The sequence below is a fragment of the Stenotrophomonas sp. S4 genome, from assembly GCF_054187805.2.
Genome location: NZ_CM196188.1, coordinates 1434618 through 1455552, shown reverse-complemented (window position 1 = coordinate 1455552; position 20935 = coordinate 1434618). Strand labels below are relative to the sequence as shown.

The following is a 20935-nucleotide window of genomic DNA, read 5'->3' as shown; positions in this document are numbered from 1 at the left end:
ATGAATGCTGCTGCAGACCTGCGCCGGGTCGCCGTATTCGGCGCCACCGGCTCGATCGGTGCCTCCACGCTGGACGTGATCGCCCGCCACCCGCAGCGCTACCAGGCCACCGTGCTCGCCGCCGGCCGCCAGGTGCAGGCGCTGCTGGCGTTGTGCCGCCAGCACAAGCCGGCACACGCGGTGATCGCCGACGAATCGCTGTTCGCCGAGCTGCGCGATGGCCTGCGCGACGCCGGACTGGCCACCGAGGCCCATGCCGGCCAGGCCGCGCTGGACCAGCTGGCCGCCAGCGACGCCTGCGATACCGTGGTCGCGGCCATCGTCGGCGCTGCCGGCCTGTCCTCGACCCTCGCCGCGGCCGCCGCCGGCAAGCGCATCCTGCTGGCCAACAAGGAATCGCTGGTGCTGGCCGGCGAACTGCTGACCCGCACCGCCGAGCGTGCCGGTGCCGAAATCATCCCGATCGACAGCGAACACAGCGCGATCTTCCAGTGCCTGCGCTCGCGCGACGCCAGCGTCGACGGCGCCGGCGTGCGCCGGATCCTGCTGACCGCCTCCGGCGGCCCGTTCCGTGGCCGCAGCCGCGCCGAACTGGCCCAGGTCACCCCGGCGCAGGCCGTTGCCCACCCGAAGTGGTCGATGGGACCGAAGATCTCGGTCGATTCGGCGACGTTGATGAACAAGGGCCTGGAAGTCATCGAGGCCCACCACCTGTTCGGCGTGCCCGGTGAACGCATCGAGGTGCTGGTGCACCCGCAGAGCCTGGTCCATTCGCTGGTCGAGTTCGTCGACGGCTCGACCCTGGCGCAGATGGGCCTGCCGGACATGCGCACCACCCTCGCCGTCGGCCTGGGCTGGCCGCAGCGCATCGAATCAGGCGTGGCCGGGCTGGACCTGCTGGCCCAGGGCCGGCTGGATTTCGAGGCCCCGGACACCGACGCCTTCCCCTGCCTGGCCCTGGCCTGGCAGGCGATGCAGGCCGGCGGCACCGCACCGGCGGTGCTGAACGCCGCCAATGAAGAGGCGGTTTCAGCGTTTCTTCAGGGCCGGATCGGTTTCCTGACCATCCCGGAGCTGGTTGCTAACGCTCTTTCAACACTGCCGACGCAAGCAGCCGATACACTGGAGGTCCTGTTGTCCGCCGACCAGCGGGCACGCCAGCTCACCCTGAACGCCATCGACGCCGCCTGAACGACCGCCTCGCCCAGCATGACGCCGCCGCCCCTGCCCGCCACTGTGAGCCCGCATGACTGACTTCATCGGATCGGTCTGGTGGATGATTGTCAGCCTCGGGCTGCTGGTCACGTTCCACGAGTTCGGGCATTACTGGGTCGGGCGCCTGTGCGGGGTCAAGATCCTGCGTTTCTCGGTCGGCTTCGGCCGGCCGCTGTGGTCGCGCCGCGACGGGCACGGTACCGAGTTCGCCATCGCCGCGATCCCGCTGGGTGGCTACGTGAAGTTCCTCGACGAGCGCGAGGTCGAAGTCCACCCGCACGAGCGCGGCCAGGCCTTCAACCACAAGACCGTCTGGCAGCGCATCGCGATCGTTGCCGCCGGCCCGATCGCCAACCTGCTGCTGTGCATCCTGCTGCTGTGGGCGATGTTCGTGATCGGCAAGCAGGATTACTCGCCCACCATCGGCCGCGTCAGCGGCATCGCCGCCAGTGCCGGCCTGGCCAGCGGCGACCGCGTGCTGCGCGTGGACGAGCGCCAGGTGGTCACCCTCGGCGAGGCCAGCATGGCGCTGACCGCTGCCGCGATGGACCGCCGCGACGTGAAGCTGGAGGTGCTGGATGCCGCCGACCAGGTGCGCATGCGCACCCTGCCGCTGTCGCAGCTGCCGGCCGGTTTCGATGAACGGCGGGTGCCGATCCTGGCCGGCCTGTACTGGCAGTCGTGGCTGCAGCCGGCGCGGGTCGATTCACTCACCGCAGACTCCGTGGTGGCCGGGCAGCTGCAGCCAGGCGACCTGATCGTGGCCATCGATGGCCAGCGCATCGACAGCGTCGACCAGGTGATCGGCGAGATCCAGGCCCTGGGCCGCGCCGGCGGACCGGGCATGATCGAGGTCCTGCGCGGCGGTGAGCGCCTGGCGCTGGAAGTCACCCCGCGCCAGGGCAAGGACGGCAAGGGCAACCCGGTCTGGCAGATCGGCGTCGGCTTCCCCACCACCTACAGCCCCGCCTACGACACCCTGCTGCGCTACGGGCCGCTGGACGCGGTGACCGTCGCGGTGCGCGAAACCGGCCGCCTGGCGGCCGACTCGCTGGGCATGATGGGCCGCATCGTCACCGGCAAGGCCTCGCTGCAGAACGTTTCCGGGCCGGTCACCATCGCCCGCGTGGCCAATGTCTCGGCCAAGCGCGGCCTGGACTGGTTCCTGCAGTTCCTTGCCCTGCTGTCCCTCAGCCTGTGCATCATCAACCTGCTGCCGATCCCGATCTTGGACGGCGGCCACCTGCTGTATTACCTTATCGAGTTGGTCAAGGGCAGCCCGCTGAGCGAGCGTGCCATCGCCGCCGGCCAATACATCGGCCTGGCGTTGCTGGCCGGGCTGATGGGGTTGGCGTTCTACAACGACATCCTCGGCCTGGTCCCGCGATGAACTTTTCCACGTTGTTGCCGTCTACAGCGTCGGCATCCCGCACCAATGAAATCGACCTTCCTACCGGACGTGACATGACGCGACTCCCCAATCGCCGCCTGCTGGCCCTCGCCCTCGCCGCCGTCACCGGCGCTCCCGCCCTGGCCCAGGCAGCCGAGCCCTTCACTGTCAGCGACATCCGCGTCGATGGCCTGCAGCGCATCAGCTCGGGCACGGTGTTCACCTACCTGCCGGTGGAACGTGGCGAGACGGTCACCGACAACAAGGTCGGCGAGACGATCCGCGCCCTGTACAAGACCGGCTTCTTCGAAGACGTGCAGCTCGACCGCCAGGGCACGATCCTGGTGGTGACCGTCAAGGAACGCCCGGCGATCAACAAGCTGACCGTGACCGGCAACAAGGACATCAAGTCCGACCAGCTGCTCAAGGGCCTGTCCGACATCGGCCTGACCGAAGGCGGCACCTTCGATCGCCTGAGCCTGGACCGCGTGACCCAGGAACTGCGCCGCCAGTACAACGACCGCGGCAAGTACAACGTCGACATCACCCCGACGGTGAGCCCGCTGGACCGCAACCGCGTGGACATCGCCATCGCCATCAAGGAAGGCAAGGCGGCCAAGATCCGCCACGTCAACCTGGTCGGCACCGAGAAGTACGAGAGCAAGGACATCCTGGAGACCTGGGAGTCCAAGGAGCACAACTGGGCCTCGTGGTACCGCCGTGACGACCAGTACTCCAAGGAAAAGCTGTCCGGCGACCTGGAAAAGCTCAACTCCTGGTACCTGGACCGCGGCTACGTCGATTTCAGCATCGATTCCACCCAGGTCTCGATCAGCCCCGACAAGCGCGACATGTTCCTGACCGCGGGCGTGACCGAGGGTGCGCAGTACAAGATCTCCGAGATCAAGGTCAGCGGCGACACCATCCTCCCGCAGGAGGACGTCGAGCGCATGGTGATCCAGAAGTCCGGCGACACGTTCTCGCGCGCCCTGCTGGAATTCAGCTCGGACACCATCACCAATTCGCTGTCCAACATCGGCTACGCGTTCGCCAAGGTGAACCCGATTCCGACCACCAACCGCGCCGAGCAGACCGTCGCCATCAACATGCAGGTCGTGCCCGGCCCGCGCGTGTCGGTGCGCCGCATCCTGTTCCGCGGCAATACCCGTACCTCCGACGAAGTGATGCGTCGCGAGCTGCGCCAGTTCGAGAACAGCTGGTACTCGCAGGCCGCGATCGACCGCTCCAAGATCCGCCTGCAGCGCCTGGGCTACTTCGAATCGGTGGAAGTGGAAACCCCGGCCGTCAGCGGCAGCAACGACCAGGTCGACGTCGTCTACAACGTCAAGGAAACCACCTCGGGCAGCTTCGTGTTCGGCCTGGGCTACTCGCAGTCCTACGGCATGACCACCTCGGTGCAGCTGTCGCAGAACAACTTCCTCGGCGGCGGCAACCGCGTGTCGGTCGAAGCCTCGCGCAGCAGCTACCTGCAGCGCTACGGCTTCAGCTACACCAACCCGTACTTCACCGATGACGGCGTGTCGCTGGGCTACAACCTGTCCTGGCGCGAACTGGACTACTCCGACTTCAACACCGCGCAGTACAACAGCACCAATGGTTCGGCGCAGGTGGTGTTCGGCGTGCCGCTGACCGAGACCGACACCGTCTCGCTGATGTTCGGCATCGACAGCAACCAGATCACCACCTACGAAGGCTCCACCCCGCCGTCGATCATCGACTACATCAATGCGGTCGGTAAGCGTACCTTCCATGCCTGGCGCACCGAGCTGGGCTGGGCGCGCGACTCGCGCAACGACTATTTCATGCCGACCCGCGGCACCTACCAGCGCATCGGCCTGGAAACCACGCTGCCGGGTTCGACCATCGAGTACTACAAGCTGAACTACCAGATCAGCAAGTACTGGCCGATCATGCCGTCGCTGGTGATCAACACCCGCGCGGAGATCGGCTACGGCGATGCCTACGGCAAGGACTACACCCGTGTCATCGACAACGGCGACGGCACTACCCGCACGGTCACCGCCAGCGGCCTGCCGTTCTTCGAGAACTTCTACGCCGGTGGTACCAACTCGGTGCGAGGCTTCGAGGACAACACCCTCGGCCCGCGCGAAGTCACCCGCGGCTACCCCGAAGGGCAGCCGCTGGGTGGTTCGCTGAAGACCGTCGGTTCGGTCGAAGCCTACTTCCCGCGCCTGTTCGACAGCCCGTCGGCACGCGTGTCGGCCTTCGTCGACTTCGGCAATGTCTACAACGGCACCAAGAACTTCAAGGCCAACGAGCTGCGCGTGTCCACCGGTGTGGCCCTGCTGTGGCGCGCCCCGGTCGGCCCAATCTCGATCAGCTACGCCTTCCCGCTGAAGAAGGAAGACGATGACAAGATCGAGCGTCTGCAATTCACGTTCGGTGGCCAGTTCTGAGGAACTCTGTTCCTCAGAACTGATCCACCTCCGGTGAATTGCCCCCGCATTTCACCTATCCCCCGCGCCGTTACGCATGCCATCCATGGCATGCGCCCTTCGGGCCGTTGCATCGCAACGTTGGGAATCGCTCCTGCGATTCCCAGCGGCGCGCCCCCCTTAACAAAGGGGGTCTCTCCACCAGACGGGGTGCGAAGCGCCGGGCATTGCCCGGCGTTTTCGTTTCCATCAATTCTTCGCCACTCCAAGTAGCAATTTGAGTCCACCGACAGTTTGAGAACTGAAAGAAGACCTCAAATGATTCTAGAGAAAGACGTAGCCCAGAACAGCGCCAGTGCCACCCACTCCTTCACAAGCGAAATCGCGGCTGTCGAAATGGCGAATCTTGCCCTGCCATATGAAGCCACAACGGTAGAGGGGAACTGACCCAGGAATCTGAACAGTGGAGATATATCCAAGATTCCAGTCTCCCGGCAGCACTACCCCCCCAGTTGACGCCTCGCAATTCGGGTCCAGCGATGTGAAATAATTCCATGAATGTGGTCCCACACAATTTCGGATCAGGGCGCTGTTCTCGAAGGGTGTCGCCGAAATAAAACCTAACGTCCCTTCATACTTGTACCCGATACCCTCCCAATTTTCGGGCCAGTAGAAGTGCGTGACATGAGTATTTGTTGCAGGACGATAGATCCTGAATATCTCTCGCAAGACAACCCCCGAGGGAAGCGACAGTCCCGAGTCTTCGGGTGCAATGGCTGGCCTCGCCACAGTCGATTCAAATGAAGGGGTAGCCGATGCACCTCCGGCGCACAGCAGCAATGAAACAAGACCTACGATCTTTGCATTCACTATGAATTCCATCCAATGGGCGCAGGCATCTTGCCTGCCATTGCGATGCTATCAATACATTTTCTTTGTCACGGAATTCACGGCATATTTCGAATTTTTCTCAAAGCCGAACACGACTATTCTCCGCAACGTTAATCTTCTATGGCTATCGCTGCAGCCGCTTACCAGGACAATTTTGTTTCGCCGGGGTTTACAGGGGACGCTCCCGTTTGTGCGCGGTCGTTTGGGCTTGGCTTCAGAGGAAGCAATCGACGTTGCCGCAGGCCAGCTGCGCCCCCCATCCAACGAATTTGCAAGGGGGCAGACTAGCTCCGCAACAACCTCGAATGACCTCATCGAGCCCCTGGTGATGAGGACGCCCTGCTGCAGAGGCAGGATTTCACAGCGCCCGAACCCATGGCCGCCAACGGCAGGGCCGGACCGCAAACGTGGTTCAAAACGTGTCCCAGGCAGCTCCCTGCGCCATCACCCCGGGACATCAGGCAGGCGCCGCTTCTGCCCCCGCATGACCGCAATGGCGTCACACGTTAAACTCCCGCCGTGAATACTCCCACCTACACCGCCCAGCAACTCGCCGAGCAGTTCGGCCTGCAGGTCCATGGCGACCCCGCCACCGCCATCCATGGCGTGGCTACCCTCGCCCATGCCGGTCCTGGCCAGCTGACCTTTCTCGCCAATCCACGCTATCGCGCCCAACTGGCCGACAGCCAGGCCTCGCTGGTGGTCCTGCGTGCCGACGACGCCGAGGCCGCCCCGGGCACTGCGCTCGTCGCCAAGGACCCATACACCACCTTCGCCAAGATCGCCGCGCTGTTCGACATCGCGCCGACGCGGCCGCCGGGGATCCACCCCAGCGCCGTCATCGATCCCAGCGCACAGGTCGCCGCCAGCGCCCATATCGGCCCGTTCGTCTCCATCGGCGCACGCAGCGTGGTCGGCGAGAACTGCATCATCGGCACCGGCAGCGTCATCGGCGAAGACTGCAGCCTGGACAATGGCTGCGAACTGATCGCCCGGGTCACCCTGGTTACCCGGGTCAAGCTCGGCAAGCGCGTGCGCGTGCACCCGGGTGCCGTGCTCGGCGCCGATGGCTTCGGCCTGGCGATGGACGCCGGCAAGTGGATCAAGGTGCCGCAGCTGGGCGGCGTGCACATCGGCGACGATTGCGAGATCGGCGCCAACACCTGCGTTGATCGTGGCGCACTGGAAGACACCATCCTCGCCGAGGACGTGCGCCTGGATAATCTGGTACAGATCGCGCACAACGTGCAGATCGGCGCGCACTCGGCCATTGCCGGCTGCACCGGTATCGCCGGCAGCGCCAAGATCGGCCGCTACTGCCTGCTCGGCGGCCACGTTGGCGTGGTCGGCCACCTCGAAATCTGCGACAAGGTCGTGATCACCGGCAAGTCGGTGGTCCGCAATTCCATCCATGAGCCGGGCGAGTATTCGTCCGGCACCCCGTTGACCGACAACCGCACGTGGCGCAAGAACGCCGCGCGCTTCAAGCAGCTGGACGCATTGGCTCGCCGTGTCCTGGCTGCTGGCAAGGAGAAAGAATGAACGATTCGCTGCAGCTTCCGATCGACGTCTGCCAGATCCAGGAACTGCTTCCGCACCGCTACCCGTTCCTGCTGGTGGACCGGGTGCTTGAACTCGACGTCGAGGCCAAGCGCATCCTGGCGCAGAAGAACGTCAGCATCAACGAGCCGTTCTTCCAGGGCCACTTCCCGGGCCGCCCGATCATGCCCGGCGTGCTGATCATCGAAGCGCTGGCGCAGGCCGGCGGCGTCATGACCCAGCTCACGCTCGGCCGCGATGCGCAGTCCAAGCTGTTCTACATGGTCAAGGTGGAAAACGCCCGCTTCAACAAGCAGGTCGTGCCCGGCGACGTGCTGATGCTGGATGTGCAGATGAAGCGCCTGATCCGCAACATGGGCTGGTACTACGGCGAAGCCAAGGTCAACGGCGAAGTCGTCGCGTCGGCCGAGGTCATGTGCGCCGGCGCCAAGGGCTGATCCACTGGAGGCAGCAATGACTGACAACGCACCGCGGATCCACCCCACCGCCGTCATCGATCCGGCCGCGCGCCTGGCCGACGATGTGCAGGTGGGCGCCTTCACCCTGATCGGCCCCGACGTTGAAATCGGCGCCGGCACGGTGGTGGGCCCCCATTGCAGCATCCACGGCCCGACCCGGATCGGCCGCGACAACCGCTTCGTCGGCCATGCCGCGATCGGTGGCGAGCCGCAGGACAAGAAGTTCGCCGGTGAGCGCACCGAACTGGTGATCGGCGACCGCAACGTGTTCCGCGAGTTCGTCACGCTCAACCGTGGCACCGGCGGCGGCGGCGGCATCACCACCATCGGCAACGACAACTGGATGCTGGCCTACACGCACGTGGCGCACGACTGCCATGTCGGCAACTTCTGCGTGTTCTCCAACAACACCACCCTGGCCGGCCACGTCACCGTGGGCGACTACGTGATCATCAGCGGCTTCGCCGGTGCCCACCAGTTCTGCCGCATCGGTGCGCATGCCTTCCTCGGCATGGGCGCGCTGACCAATGGCGATGTACCGCCGTTCACCATGGTCGGTACCGATTCGCTGGGCCGCCCGCGCGGCATCAACAGCGAAGGCCTGAAGCGCCGCGGCTTCGATGCCGACCGCATCTCGGCCATCAAGCGTGCCTACCGCACGCTGTACGTGGCTGGCCTGCCGCTGGCCGAAGCCAAGGTGCAGCTGACCGAACAGGCGCGTGACAGCGATGACGTGAAGGCCATGCTGGACTTCATCGAGCACGCCGAGAGGCCCTTGCTGCGATGAGCAGCACGACCGGCCAGGCGCCGGCCGGCGCCGCGGTGATTCCGCTGGCCTCGATGGCCGGCAGCGTTCCCGCGCAGCGGGTGCTCAGCGAGCGCCCGTTGCGGATCGCGCTGGTTGCCGGTGAAGCGTCCGGCGACCTGCTCGGTGCGGGCCTGGTGCGTGAACTGAAGGCGCGCTTCCCGAATGCCGAGTTCGCCGGCATTGGTGGCGATGCCATGCGCAGCGCTGGCTGCCAGACCTGGCACGATGCCAGCGAGCTGGCGGTGATGGGCCTGACCGAAGTGCTGCGCCACCTGCCGCGACTGCTGAAGCTGCGCTCGGCGTTCCGCCAGCGCGCCCTGGAATGGCAGCCGGACGTGTTCGTCGGTATCGACGCACCCGACTTCAACCTGGGCATCGAGCGCTGGCTGAAGCAGCGCGGCGTACGCACCGTGCATTACGTCAGTCCCTCGGTCTGGGCCTGGCGCGAGAAGCGCGCCGAGAAGATCGGCAGCAGCGCGGACCTGGTGCTCTGCCTGTTCCCGATGGAGCCACCGATCTATGCCAGGCACGGCATCGATGCGCGTTTCGTCGGCCACCCGATGGCCGATGACATTCCGCTGCAGGGCAACCGCGAGGAAGCACGCGCCGCGCTCGGCCTTCCGACCTCGGCCAAGGTGCTGGCGGTATTGCCGGGCAGCCGCCTGGGCGAGATCTCGCGCCTGGGCGAACCCTTCTTCGAAGCCGCCTGGCAGGTTTCCGAACGCATTCCGGGCCTGCATGTGGTGGTGCCGGCCGCCAACCCGGCCTGCCGGCAGCTGATCGAAGAACAGCTGTCGCGCTCGGCGTTGCCGGTGGCCTATTCGCACGTGCTGGATGGCCAGGCGCGCAACGCGATGATCGCCGCAGACGTGGTGGTGCTGGCCTCCGGCACCGCGACCCTGGAAGCCATGCTGGTGAAGCGCCCGATGGTGGTCGGTTACCGCGTCAATGAACTGACCTACCGGCTGGTCAAGGCGCTGGGCCTGATCAAGGTCGACCGCTTCGCCCTGCCCAACATCCTGGCCGGCCAGGACCTGGCGCCGGAGCTGATGCAGCACGACTGCACGCCGGACAGGCTGGCCGCGGCCATCCAGCAGTGGTTCGACCACCCGCAGCGGGTGATCGACCTGCAGGACACGTACGTGCGCCTGCACGAGCGCCTGCGCCGCAACGCTTCGGCGCGTGCCGCCGATGCCGTCGGCGAGCTGCTGATGCGCGACCAGGCGCAGGCATGAGCCGCCGTCACGCCGCTGCGGCCAGCCTGGCCCTGTTCGACGGCGCGACGGTGGTCGAGCCGGAGCGCCTGGTCGCCGGTGTCGACGAGGCCGGGCGTGGCCCGCTGGCCGGACCGGTGGCGGTGGCGGCGGTGGTATTCGATCCGTCACGGCCACGCATCAACGGCCTGGACGATTCCAAGCAGTTGACCGCGGCCCGCCGCGAGCAGCTGCATGACCGCATCGTCGAGCGCGCCCTGGCCTGGCATGTGGTGCTGGTGGACGTGGACACCATCGACCGCCTGAACATCTACCAGGCCACCCTGCAGGGCATGCGTGACGTTGTTGCAGCGGTGGCCCATGTGGCCGGCTTCGCCCGCATCGATGGCAACGTGGTACCCAAGGGCCTGGTGCTGCCGGCGCAGGCGCTGGTCGGCGGCGATGGCATCGACCGCGCGATCATGGCCGCCTCGATCCTGGCCAAGGTCTCGCGCGACCGTTACATGCTGGACGTGCATACCCGCCACCCTCAGTACGGCTTCGAGCAGCACAAGGGCTACGGCACCCCGGCCCACCTGGCCGCCCTGCGCGAGCACGGCCCCTGCGTGGAGCACCGGCGCAGCTTCGCCCCGGTGCGTGAATGCCTGGAAGCGGCGCAGGCGGCCACCATCGCGATCGCCTGAACGGCTGCCACAACCCAGCTGGGAAACCGTCCCCCTGAGTCAGGGGGACGCGCCCCTGGCGGGAGGGTGTGGAAGCGTGGTGAGACGGGGCCCGCGGTTCGCCTGCGAACCATGGGCAGCGAGAGCGCGAATGCGATATCGCGTGCCGTCAAGAGCTTGTCGCCTCCCCCTGCCCTCGCTACCCTGACCGGGCACTCCAGCGCATCCCGACCCCGGCGACGATCTTCCGTCAGCACCCGGGGCCCGCGCGCTCCAACCTGGTCCGGCATGTCCAATTCCCGCTTCGTACATCTCCACGTCCACACCGAGTTCTCGCTGGCGGACTCGACCATCCGCGTGCCGGCCAAGCCCGACCAGGCGGATCCGAAGAAGGCCAAGCAGGCCAACCTGCTGTCGCGCTCGGTCGAACTCGGCCTGCCCGCGCTGGCGGTGACCGACCTCAACAACCTGTTCGCCCTGGTCAAGTTCTACAAGGCGGCCGAAGGCGTGGGCATCAAGCCGATCGCCGGCGCCGACGTGCTGATCGCCGAGGAAGGCCAGGACCCGTGGCGGATGACCCTGCTGTGCCGCGATCGCGAGGGCTACCTGAGCCTGTCGCGCCTGCTGACCCGCGCCTGGATGGAAGGCCATCGCCCGGAAGGCGGCGTGGCCGTGCACCCGGACTGGCTGAAGGCCGGCAACGCCAACCTGTTCGCGCTGGCCGGCCGGCAAAGCCTGGCCGGGCGCCTGGCGCTGGACGGCAAGCATGAACTGGCCGAGCAGCAGCTGGCCGACTGGCAGCGCGTGTTCGGCGATGGCCTGCACCTGGAGCTGACCCGCACCGGCCGCGAGGGCGAGGAAACCTTCAACCAGTTCGCGCTGATGGCCGCCGGCCAGCGCGGCCTGCCGGTGGTGGCCAGCAATGATGTGCGCTTCCTGTCGCCGTCGGACTTCAGCGCGCACGAAGCGCGCGTGTGCATTTCCACCGGCCGCGTGCTGGACGACCCCAAGCGTCCGCGCGAATACAGCGACCAGCAGTACCTGAAGTCGGCCGAGGAGATGTGCGCGCTGTTCGCCGACATCCCCGATGCGATCGACAACACGCTGGCGCTGGCCGAGCGCTGCAACATCGAGATGCGGCTGGGCACCTACTTCCTGCCCAACTACCCGGTGCCGGACGACGAGACCCTGGACACCTGGATCCAGAAGATGTCGCGCAACGGCCTGGAAGAGCGCCTGGAGAAGAATCCGCTGGCGCCGGGCAAGACCCGCGAAGAGTATTTCGAGCGCCTGGAATTCGAGCTCAACACCATCATCAAGATGGGCTTCCCGGGCTACTTCCTGATCGTGGCCGACTTCATCCAGTGGGGCAAGAACCAGGGCATTCCGATCGGCCCCGGCCGTGGTTCGGGTGCCGGTTCGCTGGTGGCGTGGGCGCTGAAGATCACCGATCTGGACCCGCTGCCGTACAACCTGCTGTTCGAGCGATTCCTCAATCCCGAACGCGTGTCGATGCCCGACTTCGACATCGACTTCTGCATGGACCGCCGCGACGAGGTGATCGACTACGTCGCACGCAAGTACGGGCGCGAGCGCGTCAGCCAGATCATCACCTACGGCACCATGGCCGCCAAGGCGGTGGTGCGCGACTCCGGCCGCGTGCTCGGTTTCCCGTACGGCCTGGTCGACGGCGTCTCCAAGCTGATCCCGAACATCCTCGGCATCCACCTGAAGGATGCGCTGGGCAAGGGCAAGGAAGGCCCGAGCTCGGAAATGGCCTCGGCCGAACTGATCCAGCGCTACGAGACCGAGGACGATGTCCGCGACCTGATCGATCTGGCGCTGCAGCTGGAAGACCTGACCCGCAACGCCGGCAAGCACGCCGGTGGCGTGGTGATCGGGCCCGAGCCGCTGAGCGAGTTCTGCCCGCTGTACGCCGAACACGACGAGAACGGCCTCGGCAAGAACCCGGTCACCCAGTTCGACAAGAACGACGTGGAAGAAGTGGGCCTGGTGAAGTTCGACTTCCTGGGCCTGCGCACACTGACCATCATCGACTGGGCGGTGAAGGCGATCAACAAGCGCCATGAGCGCGCCGGCATCCCGCCGGTGGACATCGCCGCGATCCCGCTGGACGACACGCCCACCTACAAGGACATCTTCGCCAACGGCAATACCGGCGCGGTGTTCCAGTTCGAATCCTCGGGCATGCGCCGCCTGCTGAAGGACGCGCGCCCCGACCGTTTCGAAGACCTGATCGCGCTGGTGTCGCTGTACCGCCCCGGCCCGATGGACCTGATTCCCTCCTTCAACGCGCGTAAGCACGGCCAGGAAGAAATCATCTATCCCGATCCGCGCACCGAAGCGATCCTGAAGGACACCTACGGCATCATGGTGTACCAGGAGCAGGTGATGCAGATGGCGCAGATCGTCGGCGGCTACTCGCTGGGCGGCGCCGACCTGCTGCGCCGCGCGATGGGCAAGAAGGTGCCGGCGGAAATGGCCAAGCACCGCGAGATCTTCCGCGAAGGCGCGGCCAAGGACGGCGTGGACGAGGCCAAGGCCGATGCGATCTTCGACCTGATGGAGAAGTTCGCCGGCTACGGCTTCAACAAGTCGCACGCCGCTGCCTACGCGCTGGTCAGCTACCAGACCGCCTGGCTGAAGCGCCACTACCCGGCCGAGTTCATGGCCGCCACGCTGTCCTCGGACCTGGACAACACCGACAAGGTGGTCGGCTTCCTCGACGAGGTGCGCAACCTCGGCCTGACCGTGCTGCCGCCGAAGGTTAACCAATCGGCCTTCATGTTCGAGGCGGTGACGCCGGACACCATCCAGTACGGGCTGGGCGCGATCAAGGGCGTCGGCCAGGGTGCCTGCGAAGCGGTGGTGGACGAACGCCTGAAGGGCGGGGAGTACAAGGACCTGCTCGACTTCTGCACCCGCGTCGGTTCGGCCAAGCTCAACCGGCGCACGCTGGAAGCGATGATCAACTGCGGCGCACTGGATGAGCTCGGCCACAACCGCGCCTCGCTGATGCTGCAGTTGCCGGAGGTGATCAAGGCCACCGACCAGATGGCGCGCGAACGTGCGTCGGGCCAGAACTCGCTGTTCGGCGGCCCCGACCCGAGCGCGACCACGATCCAGCTGGACCTGCCCGAGGCCGAGGAATGGCCGCTGTTGCAGCGCCTGAACGGCGAGCGCGACACGCTGGGCTTCTACCTCAGCGGCCACCCGTTCGATCCCTGGCGCGACGATGTGCGCGACCTGGTCGGCAACGACCTGGGCGCGGTGGAGAAGATCTGGAGCGCCAACAGCGGTGGCGGTGGTGGCGGCGAAAAGCGCTGGCGCCCGGAAGTGCAGACCGTACTGGCCGGCCAGGTGGTCGGCGTGCGCCGCAAGGGTGAGAGCCAGATCTTCATCCAGCTCGAGGACGGCCGTGGCCGCGTCGAGTGCAGCGCGTTCTCCGACGCGATGGCCGAATTCGGCCACCTGATGACCAAGGACCGCATCCTGGTGGTCAAGGGTGGCCTGCGCGAGGACGAATTCAACGGCGGCTTCGCGCTGCGCATCCGCCAGTGCTGGGACTTCGACGAAGTCTGCGCCAACTACGCCACGCGGCTCTCGCTGCGCCTGGACCTGCGCCAGCAGCGCCCGGTCTGGGAGCGCATCGACGCCCTGCTCGACCGCCATCGCCCCGGCCGCACGCCGCTGCGCCTGGACCTGCTGCTGAAGGGGCCGCACGGCGGCGTCGCCGGCATGCTCGATGTGTCCGGGCAGAGCGCGGTGCGCATCGATTCCAAGCTGATGGAGGCGCTGCGCGCCGACCCGGCCGTGCGCACGCTGAAGGTGCGCTACAGCCCGCCCTGGGCCAGCTGAGGCTGGCTCCCTGGTTTTCCTGTCCCCCCTGTTTCCCCGTTCCAAGTATCAAGGACGATTGCCGATGAAGACCCTGCTGTTCCCGTTCGCTGCCGCACTGGCCCTGGCCGCCTGCTCCCCGTCGAAGATCGAGTTCCAGATCGACAACCCGACCGACACGCCGCTGGCGTTGAGCATCGACGGCCAGGACCTGCCGGTGGCCGCGCAGGGTTCGCGCCCGGTCTCGCTGGCCATCGGCGAGCATCGCCTGCACACCGACAAGCTCGGTGATGTGCGCTTCATCGTCTACGTCGACGGTCGTGGCGGGCTGATCAACCCGACCCTCAGCGAGTACGTGATCGCCCGCGAGATCTATGTCACCGACGAAAGCAAGGTGAAGAACTTCGGCGTCGGCAATTCCGGTATCCAGCTGGGCGGCGTCGACTTCGAAGGCCCGTTCGAGAAAAGCCACGCACTGTTCATCGACAAGACCTGGACCTACGGCGTGCGCGAACCGTTCCCGAAGGAAAAAGTGGTGGCCCATGTTGATTCCAGCGGCGGCCAGATCGTGGCCAAGGTGTTCACCGCGCCGGACTTCATCGCCTACGTCGAAGACGGCATGGGCGAGCCGGGCGCGTTCAAGCGTGAACAGCCGGCCGGCTACGTGGCCCCGGCCTTCAAGCTGGAACCGGCCCCGGCCAGCCTGCCCGCGCTGGTACCGGCCTTCGAGGCGCATGCCGCGCCGCTGCGCGAGGTCTATGCCCGCTGGCTGAAGGCCACCACCGCCGATGAACAGAAGGCCCTGCGCAAGCAGGATTTCGCCGCACAGATGGCCTTCACCTCGGCCACCGCCAGCCTCGGCAGCGGCCTGGGCCGGGAGGCCAACGAGGCCTACAACGACTTCGTCTCGCAGCGCAGCCAGCTGATGGGCCGCAGCGCCCTGGTGGTGCCCTGAGCTGACTGGCGCCCCCTGCCCGGCTGCGCTACCGTCGCCTTCCAGACGAGGGCGTACGGGCGGTTTGCACGCATTCGGCTAGAATTCCCCTCTTCTTTACACGACGGCTTCCGATGAATCCGAACTACCTCGACTTCGAGCAACCCATCGCCGACCTGGAAGCCAAGATCCAGGAGCTGCGCAACGCCAGTGCCGGGCCGGCGGTCAATGTCGAGGCCGAAGTGCACGCGCTGCAGGACAAGCTGCGCATGCGCACCGCGCAGATCTTCCGCAACCTGACCTCGTGGCAGGTGCTGCAGCTGGCCCGCCACCCGTCGCGCCCGTACACCGCTGACTACATCCGCATCATCTGCGATGAGTTCCAGGAACTGGCCGGTGACCGCGCCTTCGCCGACGACAAGGCCATCATGGGCGGCCTGGCCCGCATCAACGGCCGCGCGGTGATGGTGATCGGCCACCAGAAGGGCCGCGACACCAAGGAAAAGATCAAGCGCAACTTCGGCATGCCCAAGCCGGAGGGCTACCGCAAGGCCCTGCGCCTGATGAAGATGGCCGAACGCTTCGGCCTGCCGGTGCTGACCCTGATCGACACCGCCGGCGCCTGGCCGGGCATCGACGCCGAATCGCGCGGCCAGTCCGAAGCGATCGCGCGCAACCTGATCGAGATGGCCGAACTGAAGGTGCCGATCATCTGCACCGTGATCGGTGAAGGCGGCTCCGGCGGCGCGCTGGCGCTGGGCGTGGGCGACCGTACCGTGATGCTGGAATACGCGGTGTACTCGACCATCACCCCGGAAGGCTGCGCCTCGATCCTGTGGAAGGATGCCGGCAAGGCCAAGGATGCCGCCGAGCAGCTGGGCCTGACCGCGCCGCGCCTGAAGAGCCTGGGCCTGGTCGACAAGGTCGTGCGCGAGCCGACCGGCGGCGCCCACCGCAACCCGACGCAGATGGCCAAGCGCCTGAAGGCCGTGCTGCTGAACGAACTGGACGCGCTGGACAAGCTGTCCACCGAGCAGCTGCTGGAACAGCGCTACACCCGCCTGCGCAGCTACGGCACGTACGAAGCGGCCTGATTCATCGGCTTGTTACTTTCTTGCTCGTGCAAGAAAGTAACCAAAGAACACGCCGCCGAACGCGAGCCGGTGCCATGCACCGGTTCCCTGCGCTTCTCGGTGAATCAGGGGACGGCGCCGAACTCGCTGCGCTCAGACATCGGCGCCTCTTCGCCCCTGATTCGCCTGCGATGCTCGGCTCGCTCATGGCGGACCTGAACATCAAAAGCCACAGCTGCACCCAGTAGATCCACGCCATGCGTGGATGCCTCTGCTTTGGCGAAGAATCACGCGAACCCGTAGAGCCAAGCATGGCTCTACGGATAGCGGGATCTCAGAACGGCTTGGCCAGCACCAGCCACACGATCGGAATGAACGCCAGCAGCGGGATCTCGTTGATCCAGCGCAGCGCGCGCGACGACGGCAGCGCCCTGCCCTTGGCCACGCCCTTCAGCAGCCGCCCGATCCAGATGAAGTACGCCAGCAACACCACGACCAGCCCCAGCTTGGCGTGCAGCCAACCGGCACCGCCCGGGGCGACCATGGTCGGGAAGTCCGGAATGACCTTGTAGCCCAGCCACAGCACCAGCCCGAGCAGGAATGCCAGGCCGAACATCGAGTGGCCGAAGCGGTACAGGCGCAGGCCCATCAGCTGCAGGCGCTCGGTCACCGCCGGCTGGCCTGCGGTCTCGGCCAGGTTGACCAGGATGCGCGGCAGGTAGAACACCGTGGCCATCCACGCCACCACGAACACGATGTGGAAGGTCTTGACCCAGTAGTAGCTCTGCATGCGCTCGCTCCGGCGGCTGGCGTAGGTTGGCGGCCATTCTCGCATGCCATGGCAAGGCGGCCGCAGGCACGCACGCCGCGACACATCGACGCATGGCGCGCCGCAACACCGTACGATAGGCGCCGTTTTCCCCGATCGCGCACCACCCCATGGACAAGACCTACGACGCCGCCTACTTCCAACGCTGGTACCGCCGCGCCGACATCGGCGGCAGCGCCCGCCTGGCGCGCAAGGTCGCGTTGGCCGTGGCCAGCGCCGAGTACTATCTGGAGCGGCCGATCCGCAGCGTGCTGGACATCGGCTGCGGCGAAGGCGCCTGGCGCGCGCCGCTGCTGAAGCTGCGTCCGAAGGTCGAATACCTCGGCTTCGACAGCAGCGAGTACGCTGTGCGCCGCTACGGCCGCACCCGCAACCTGCACCTGGCCCGCTTTGGCGACTTCGCCTGGCTGCGGCCCTGCGCCCCGGTCGACCTGCTGGTCTGCTCGGACGTGATGCACTACGTGCCCGACCGCGAGCTGCGTGCCGGACTGGCCGGCGTGGCGGAGCTGACCGGCGGCGTGGCCTTCCTGGAGACCTTCGCCGCCGAAGACGCGTTCGAGGGCGACCACGAGGGCTTCCAGGCCCGCCCGGCGCGCTGGTACCGACGGACGCTGGCCCGGCAAGGCCTGCAGCCGGTCGGGTCGCACTGCTGGCTCGGCCCCGCCTTGGCAGGCGATGCGGCCGCGCTGGAACGGATGTGAATCCGGATTCATTATTTTCAGCCGACTTAACCTGCGGGACACCCGGATGGGATATGCTGCGCGGCAACATATGACCATACATATTCGGTCGTCATGCTCTATCAACTGCACGAACTGACCCGCAACCTGCTCGCCCCCTGGGTGCACCAGGCCCAGGCCAACGCCAAATTCTTCGCCAACCAGGGCCACTGGTGGTCGCAGATGCCCGGTGCCGATCGCCTGGCAGCGGTCAATGAACTCTTCCACCGCATCGGCAAGGATTACGAGAAGCCCGAGTGGGGCATCAACGAAATCGACGTCGATGGCGAGCGCGTGCCGATCGTCGTGCACGAGGAAGTGAGCAAGCCGTTCTGCAAGCTGCTGCGCTTCAAGCGCCACAGCAATGAAGCCGACCAGCTGCACACCATGCTCAACCAGCCGTTCGTGCTGGTGGTGGCGCCGCTGTCCGGCCACCACGCCACGCTGCTGCGCGATACCGTGCGCACGCTGCTGCGCGACCACCGCGTGTACGTCACCGACTGGGTCGACGCGCGCATGGTGCCGTCCAGCGAAGGCGAATTCGGCCTGGACGATTACATCGCCTATATCCAGGAGTTCATCCGCCACCTTGGCGTGGAGCGCCTGCACGTGGTGAGCGTGTGCCAGCCGACCGTGCCGGTACTGGCTGCGGTTTCGCTGATGGCCAGCCGTGGCGAACCCACGCCGCGCACGCTGGTGATGATGGGTGGCCCGATCGACGCCCGCTGCAGCCCGACCGCAGTGAACAACCTGGCCACGCAGAACCCGCTGTCGTGGTTCGAGAACAACGTCATCCACACCGTGCCGGCCAGCTATCCCGGCGCCGGCCGCCGCGTGTACCCGGGCTTCCTGCAGCACGCCGGGTTCCTGTCGATGAACCCGAGCCGCCACTTCAGCTCGCACTGGGATTTCTACACCGACCTGGTCAAGGGCGACCTGGAAGACGCCGACGCGCACCGTCGTTTCTACGACGAGTACAACGCGGTGCTGGACATGCCGGCCAAGTATTACCTCGACACCATCCGCGTGGTGTTCCAGGACTTCCTGCTGCCGCGTGGCGAGTGGGTGGTCAACGGCGAGAAGGTCGATCCGTCGGCGATCCGCGATACCGCGCTGCTGAGCATCGAAGGCGAGCTGGACGACATCGCCGGCCTCGGCCAGACCGAAGCCGCGCAGGCGCTGTGCACCGGTATCGCGGCTGACCGCCGCGAGCATTTCATCGTCGAAGGTGCCGGCCATTACGGCATCTTCAGCGGCCGTCGCTGGCGCGAAGTGGTGTACCCGAAGGTGCGCGACTTCTTCGCCGCACATGCCGAAGCCCCGGCGGCGAAGGCCACGAAGAAGAAGAGCAACGTGACCCCGTTGCGGCGCAAGGCGGGGTAATGCCCCGCCCGACCCGGGGTCGGACCCCTTTCCAACGGAAAGGGCTCTGACCCCAGCACGATCGGATCCGGGGTCATAGCCCTGTTCTGCGAACAGGGCTATGACCCCTGACCGCTTACAACCGCACCAGCAGGTTCTTGGCGATCAGCCCATGCAGTTTGCCGATGCCGCGTGCCAGGTGCATCGTCAGCAGCAGCAGCAACGCGCCCACGGCGGCAACCACGATCGCTACCAGCGGCGAGGCCGCCATCGGCAGCACGTTCACGCCGTCGACGTAGACGCCCGGAATGTCGCCGCTGAAGATCGCCGCGACCGGCGCCCAGATCAGGCCCAGCGACAGTGACAGCAGGGTCACCGCGATGGTGAAGTAGACCACGCCCAGCGGCAGCATCAGCACGAAGTACAGCAGGGTCAGCCAGGTGCGGCCATCGGTGAACATGTCGCCGACGCGCTGCAGCCAGGTGCGGCTGCGGTCGGTATAGCGCGGACGGCGCGGCATGCGTTCGCCCAGCAGCGCTTCCACCAGCCGCCCTTCCAGCAGCGCCAGCCCGCGCACCGAGCCGAAGAACAGCACGGTCAGCGGAATGCCGATGATCAGGACCAGCAGGCCCAGCGACAATGACAGGCCGGTCACCACCCAGGTGAAGAAGAAGATGCCGGTGGCCAGCGACAGCAGCATGTAGAACAGCGCGCCATAGGTGTGCGGATCGGCCACCACGCCGAAGAAGCGGGCCAGCAGCGAGCGCTGTACCGGCGCCGGTGGCGGCGCGGCGGGCTCGACACCACTGGCTTCGGCCGCCGCACGCAGCACCGGCGCGGTATCCGCACGCGGTGTACGCAGCGCGCGGTTCACGGTCACTTCGGTCTCGCGGTAGATCTCGGCCACTTCGTCCGGTGCGCCATAGCTGCCGGCGACGTCGGCGATCACCTCGGCCTCGCTGCGGCCCGGCTGCGCGGCCAGCTCCGAACGCAGGTACTCCTCAGCGTCGTACAGCGCGTCCTGCACCATCGCCGGATCGGCGCCCTCCAGCGCCGCGCGCAGCTGCGTCAGGTACTGTGGAATGGTGGTCGGCAGGGCTCGGCCTGCCAGGCTCGGGTCGTTCATTGCGGTACCCCCTCCAACACGGAATCGACGGAATCGCGGGTGGCCTGCCAGGCCTGGCGCCACTGCGCCAGCACGTCGCGGCCACGTTCGTTGATGCGGTAGTAGCGCCGCGGCGGCCCGCTGCTGGACGGCTCCACATGGCTTTCCAGCAGCCCGGCGCCCTCCAGGTTGCGCAGCACCGGGTACAGCGCGCTCTGCTTGCCGCTCAGCACGCCCTCGCCCACCCGCTCCAGTTCCTTCGCGATCAGATACCCGTACAGCGGCTCGCCGGCCCGGGCCAGCACCGCCAGCAGGGCCAGCGACACCGTTCCGGCGCTCAGCTCCTTCTGGAACTTCTTCAGGTGGACATCGTCCTCGGACATGGCCGGCCCTCCACTACGTTGAAGTCCACACTAGTACGAAGTTCGGTATAGCGAATG

General features: G+C 66.4%; 17 protein-coding genes. 13 read left to right on the top strand and 4 right to left on the bottom strand.

All coding sequences use genetic code 11. The features are described 5' to 3' along the window. The 3 genes from ACUZUJ_RS06640 (at position 1) to bamA (ending at position 5043) form a co-directional block, all read left to right on the top strand. Entirely contained in the window at positions 1 to 1191 is a 1191-nt protein-coding gene (locus tag ACUZUJ_RS06640; protein ID WP_014036503.1) for a 1-deoxy-D-xylulose-5-phosphate reductoisomerase, read from the top strand. A gap of 55 nt (positions 1192 to 1246) precedes the next feature. After that, the gene (rseP, locus tag ACUZUJ_RS06635; protein WP_458220075.1) at positions 1247 to 2605 is read left to right on the top strand and encodes an RIP metalloprotease RseP; all 1359 of its coding nucleotides are present in this window, start codon (positions 1247 to 1249) and stop codon (positions 2603 to 2605) included. 74 nt (positions 2606 to 2679) lie between these two features. Next, positions 2680 to 5043, top strand: a complete 2364-nt coding sequence (gene bamA, locus ACUZUJ_RS06630) for an outer membrane protein assembly factor BamA (protein WP_049446256.1) — start codon at positions 2680 to 2682, stop codon at positions 5041 to 5043. 303 nt (positions 5044 to 5346) lie between these two features. On the opposite strand, the gene ACUZUJ_RS06625 is transcribed toward bamA, so the two are convergent. Beyond that, the gene (locus ACUZUJ_RS06625) at positions 5347 to 5892 is read right to left on the bottom strand and encodes a hypothetical protein (protein WP_458220076.1); all 546 of its coding nucleotides are present in this window, start codon (positions 5890 to 5892) and stop codon (positions 5347 to 5349) included. A gap of 540 nt (positions 5893 to 6432) precedes the next feature. On the opposite strand from ACUZUJ_RS06625, the gene lpxD reads away from it, so the two are divergent. The 8 genes from lpxD (at position 6433) to ACUZUJ_RS06585 (ending at position 16501) form a co-directional block, all read left to right on the top strand. Beyond that, positions 6433 to 7455, top strand: coding sequence for a UDP-3-O-(3-hydroxymyristoyl)glucosamine N-acyltransferase (gene lpxD, locus ACUZUJ_RS06620; RefSeq protein ID WP_458220077.1), 1023 nt, complete (start codon positions 6433 to 6435; stop codon positions 7453 to 7455). After that, positions 7452 to 7910, top strand: a complete 459-nt coding sequence (fabZ, locus tag ACUZUJ_RS06615; RefSeq protein ID WP_005415845.1) for a 3-hydroxyacyl-ACP dehydratase FabZ — start codon at positions 7452 to 7454, stop codon at positions 7908 to 7910. Before lpxD ends, fabZ begins: the two co-directional genes overlap by 4 nt. 16 nt (positions 7911 to 7926) lie before the next feature. Beyond that, positions 7927 to 8718: an acyl-ACP--UDP-N-acetylglucosamine O-acyltransferase gene (gene lpxA / locus ACUZUJ_RS06610; protein WP_014036498.1), complete on the top strand. Its 792-nt coding sequence runs from the start codon at positions 7927 to 7929 to the stop codon at positions 8716 to 8718. Positions 8719 to 8771: 53 nt separating this feature from the next. Next, positions 8772 to 9974 carry a lipid-A-disaccharide synthase gene (gene lpxB, locus ACUZUJ_RS06605; RefSeq protein ID WP_235434952.1) on the top strand — a complete coding sequence of 401 codons (1203 nt, stop codon included), beginning with the start codon at positions 8772 to 8774 and terminating at the stop codon, positions 9972 to 9974. Further along, on the top strand, positions 9971 to 10636 hold the full coding sequence (gene rnhB / locus ACUZUJ_RS06600) for a ribonuclease HII (protein WP_049446262.1): 666 nt from the start codon (positions 9971 to 9973) through the stop codon (positions 10634 to 10636). Before lpxB ends, rnhB begins: the two co-directional genes overlap by 4 nt. A 267-nt stretch (positions 10637 to 10903) precedes the next feature. After that, positions 10904 to 14494 (top strand): DNA polymerase III subunit alpha, encoded by a 3591-nt coding sequence (gene dnaE, locus ACUZUJ_RS06595; protein ID WP_458220078.1) that lies wholly within the window; start codon positions 10904 to 10906, stop codon positions 14492 to 14494. Positions 14495 to 14558: 64 nt separating this feature from the next. Next, positions 14559 to 15428: a hypothetical protein gene (locus tag ACUZUJ_RS06590; protein WP_101765186.1), complete on the top strand. Its 870-nt coding sequence runs from the start codon at positions 14559 to 14561 to the stop codon at positions 15426 to 15428. 113 nt (positions 15429 to 15541) lie between these two features. Then, positions 15542 to 16501: an acetyl-CoA carboxylase carboxyltransferase subunit alpha gene (locus tag ACUZUJ_RS06585; RefSeq protein WP_049446267.1), complete on the top strand. Its 960-nt coding sequence runs from the start codon at positions 15542 to 15544 to the stop codon at positions 16499 to 16501. 313 nt (positions 16502 to 16814) lie between these two features. On the opposite strand, the gene ACUZUJ_RS06580 is transcribed toward ACUZUJ_RS06585, so the two are convergent. Then, on the bottom strand, positions 16815 to 17270 hold the full coding sequence (locus ACUZUJ_RS06580; protein ID WP_014036492.1) for a CopD family protein: 456 nt from the start codon (positions 17268 to 17270) through the stop codon (positions 16815 to 16817). A 149-nt stretch (positions 17271 to 17419) separates the two neighbouring features. On the opposite strand from ACUZUJ_RS06580, the gene ACUZUJ_RS06575 reads away from it, so the two are divergent. Together ACUZUJ_RS06575 and ACUZUJ_RS06570 are read left to right on the top strand one after the other, a co-directional pair. Next, on the top strand, positions 17420 to 18010 hold the full coding sequence (locus ACUZUJ_RS06575; protein WP_049446269.1) for a class I SAM-dependent DNA methyltransferase: 591 nt from the start codon (positions 17420 to 17422) through the stop codon (positions 18008 to 18010). A gap of 93 nt (positions 18011 to 18103) precedes the next feature. Next, positions 18104 to 19411: a polyhydroxyalkanoate depolymerase gene (locus tag ACUZUJ_RS06570; RefSeq protein WP_164118833.1), complete on the top strand. Its 1308-nt coding sequence runs from the start codon at positions 18104 to 18106 to the stop codon at positions 19409 to 19411. A 115-nt stretch (positions 19412 to 19526) separates the two neighbouring features. On the opposite strand, the gene ACUZUJ_RS06565 is transcribed toward ACUZUJ_RS06570, so the two are convergent. After that, positions 19527 to 20516 carry a sensor domain-containing protein gene (locus ACUZUJ_RS06565; RefSeq protein ID WP_049446272.1) on the bottom strand — a complete coding sequence of 330 codons (990 nt, stop codon included), beginning with the start codon at positions 20514 to 20516 and terminating at the stop codon, positions 19527 to 19529. Continuing rightward, positions 20513 to 20878, bottom strand: coding sequence for a PadR family transcriptional regulator (locus ACUZUJ_RS06560; RefSeq protein ID WP_010486360.1), 366 nt, complete (start codon positions 20876 to 20878; stop codon positions 20513 to 20515). Before ACUZUJ_RS06560 ends, ACUZUJ_RS06565 begins: the two co-directional genes overlap by 4 nt. Positions 20879 to 20935 lie beyond the last annotated feature (57 nt).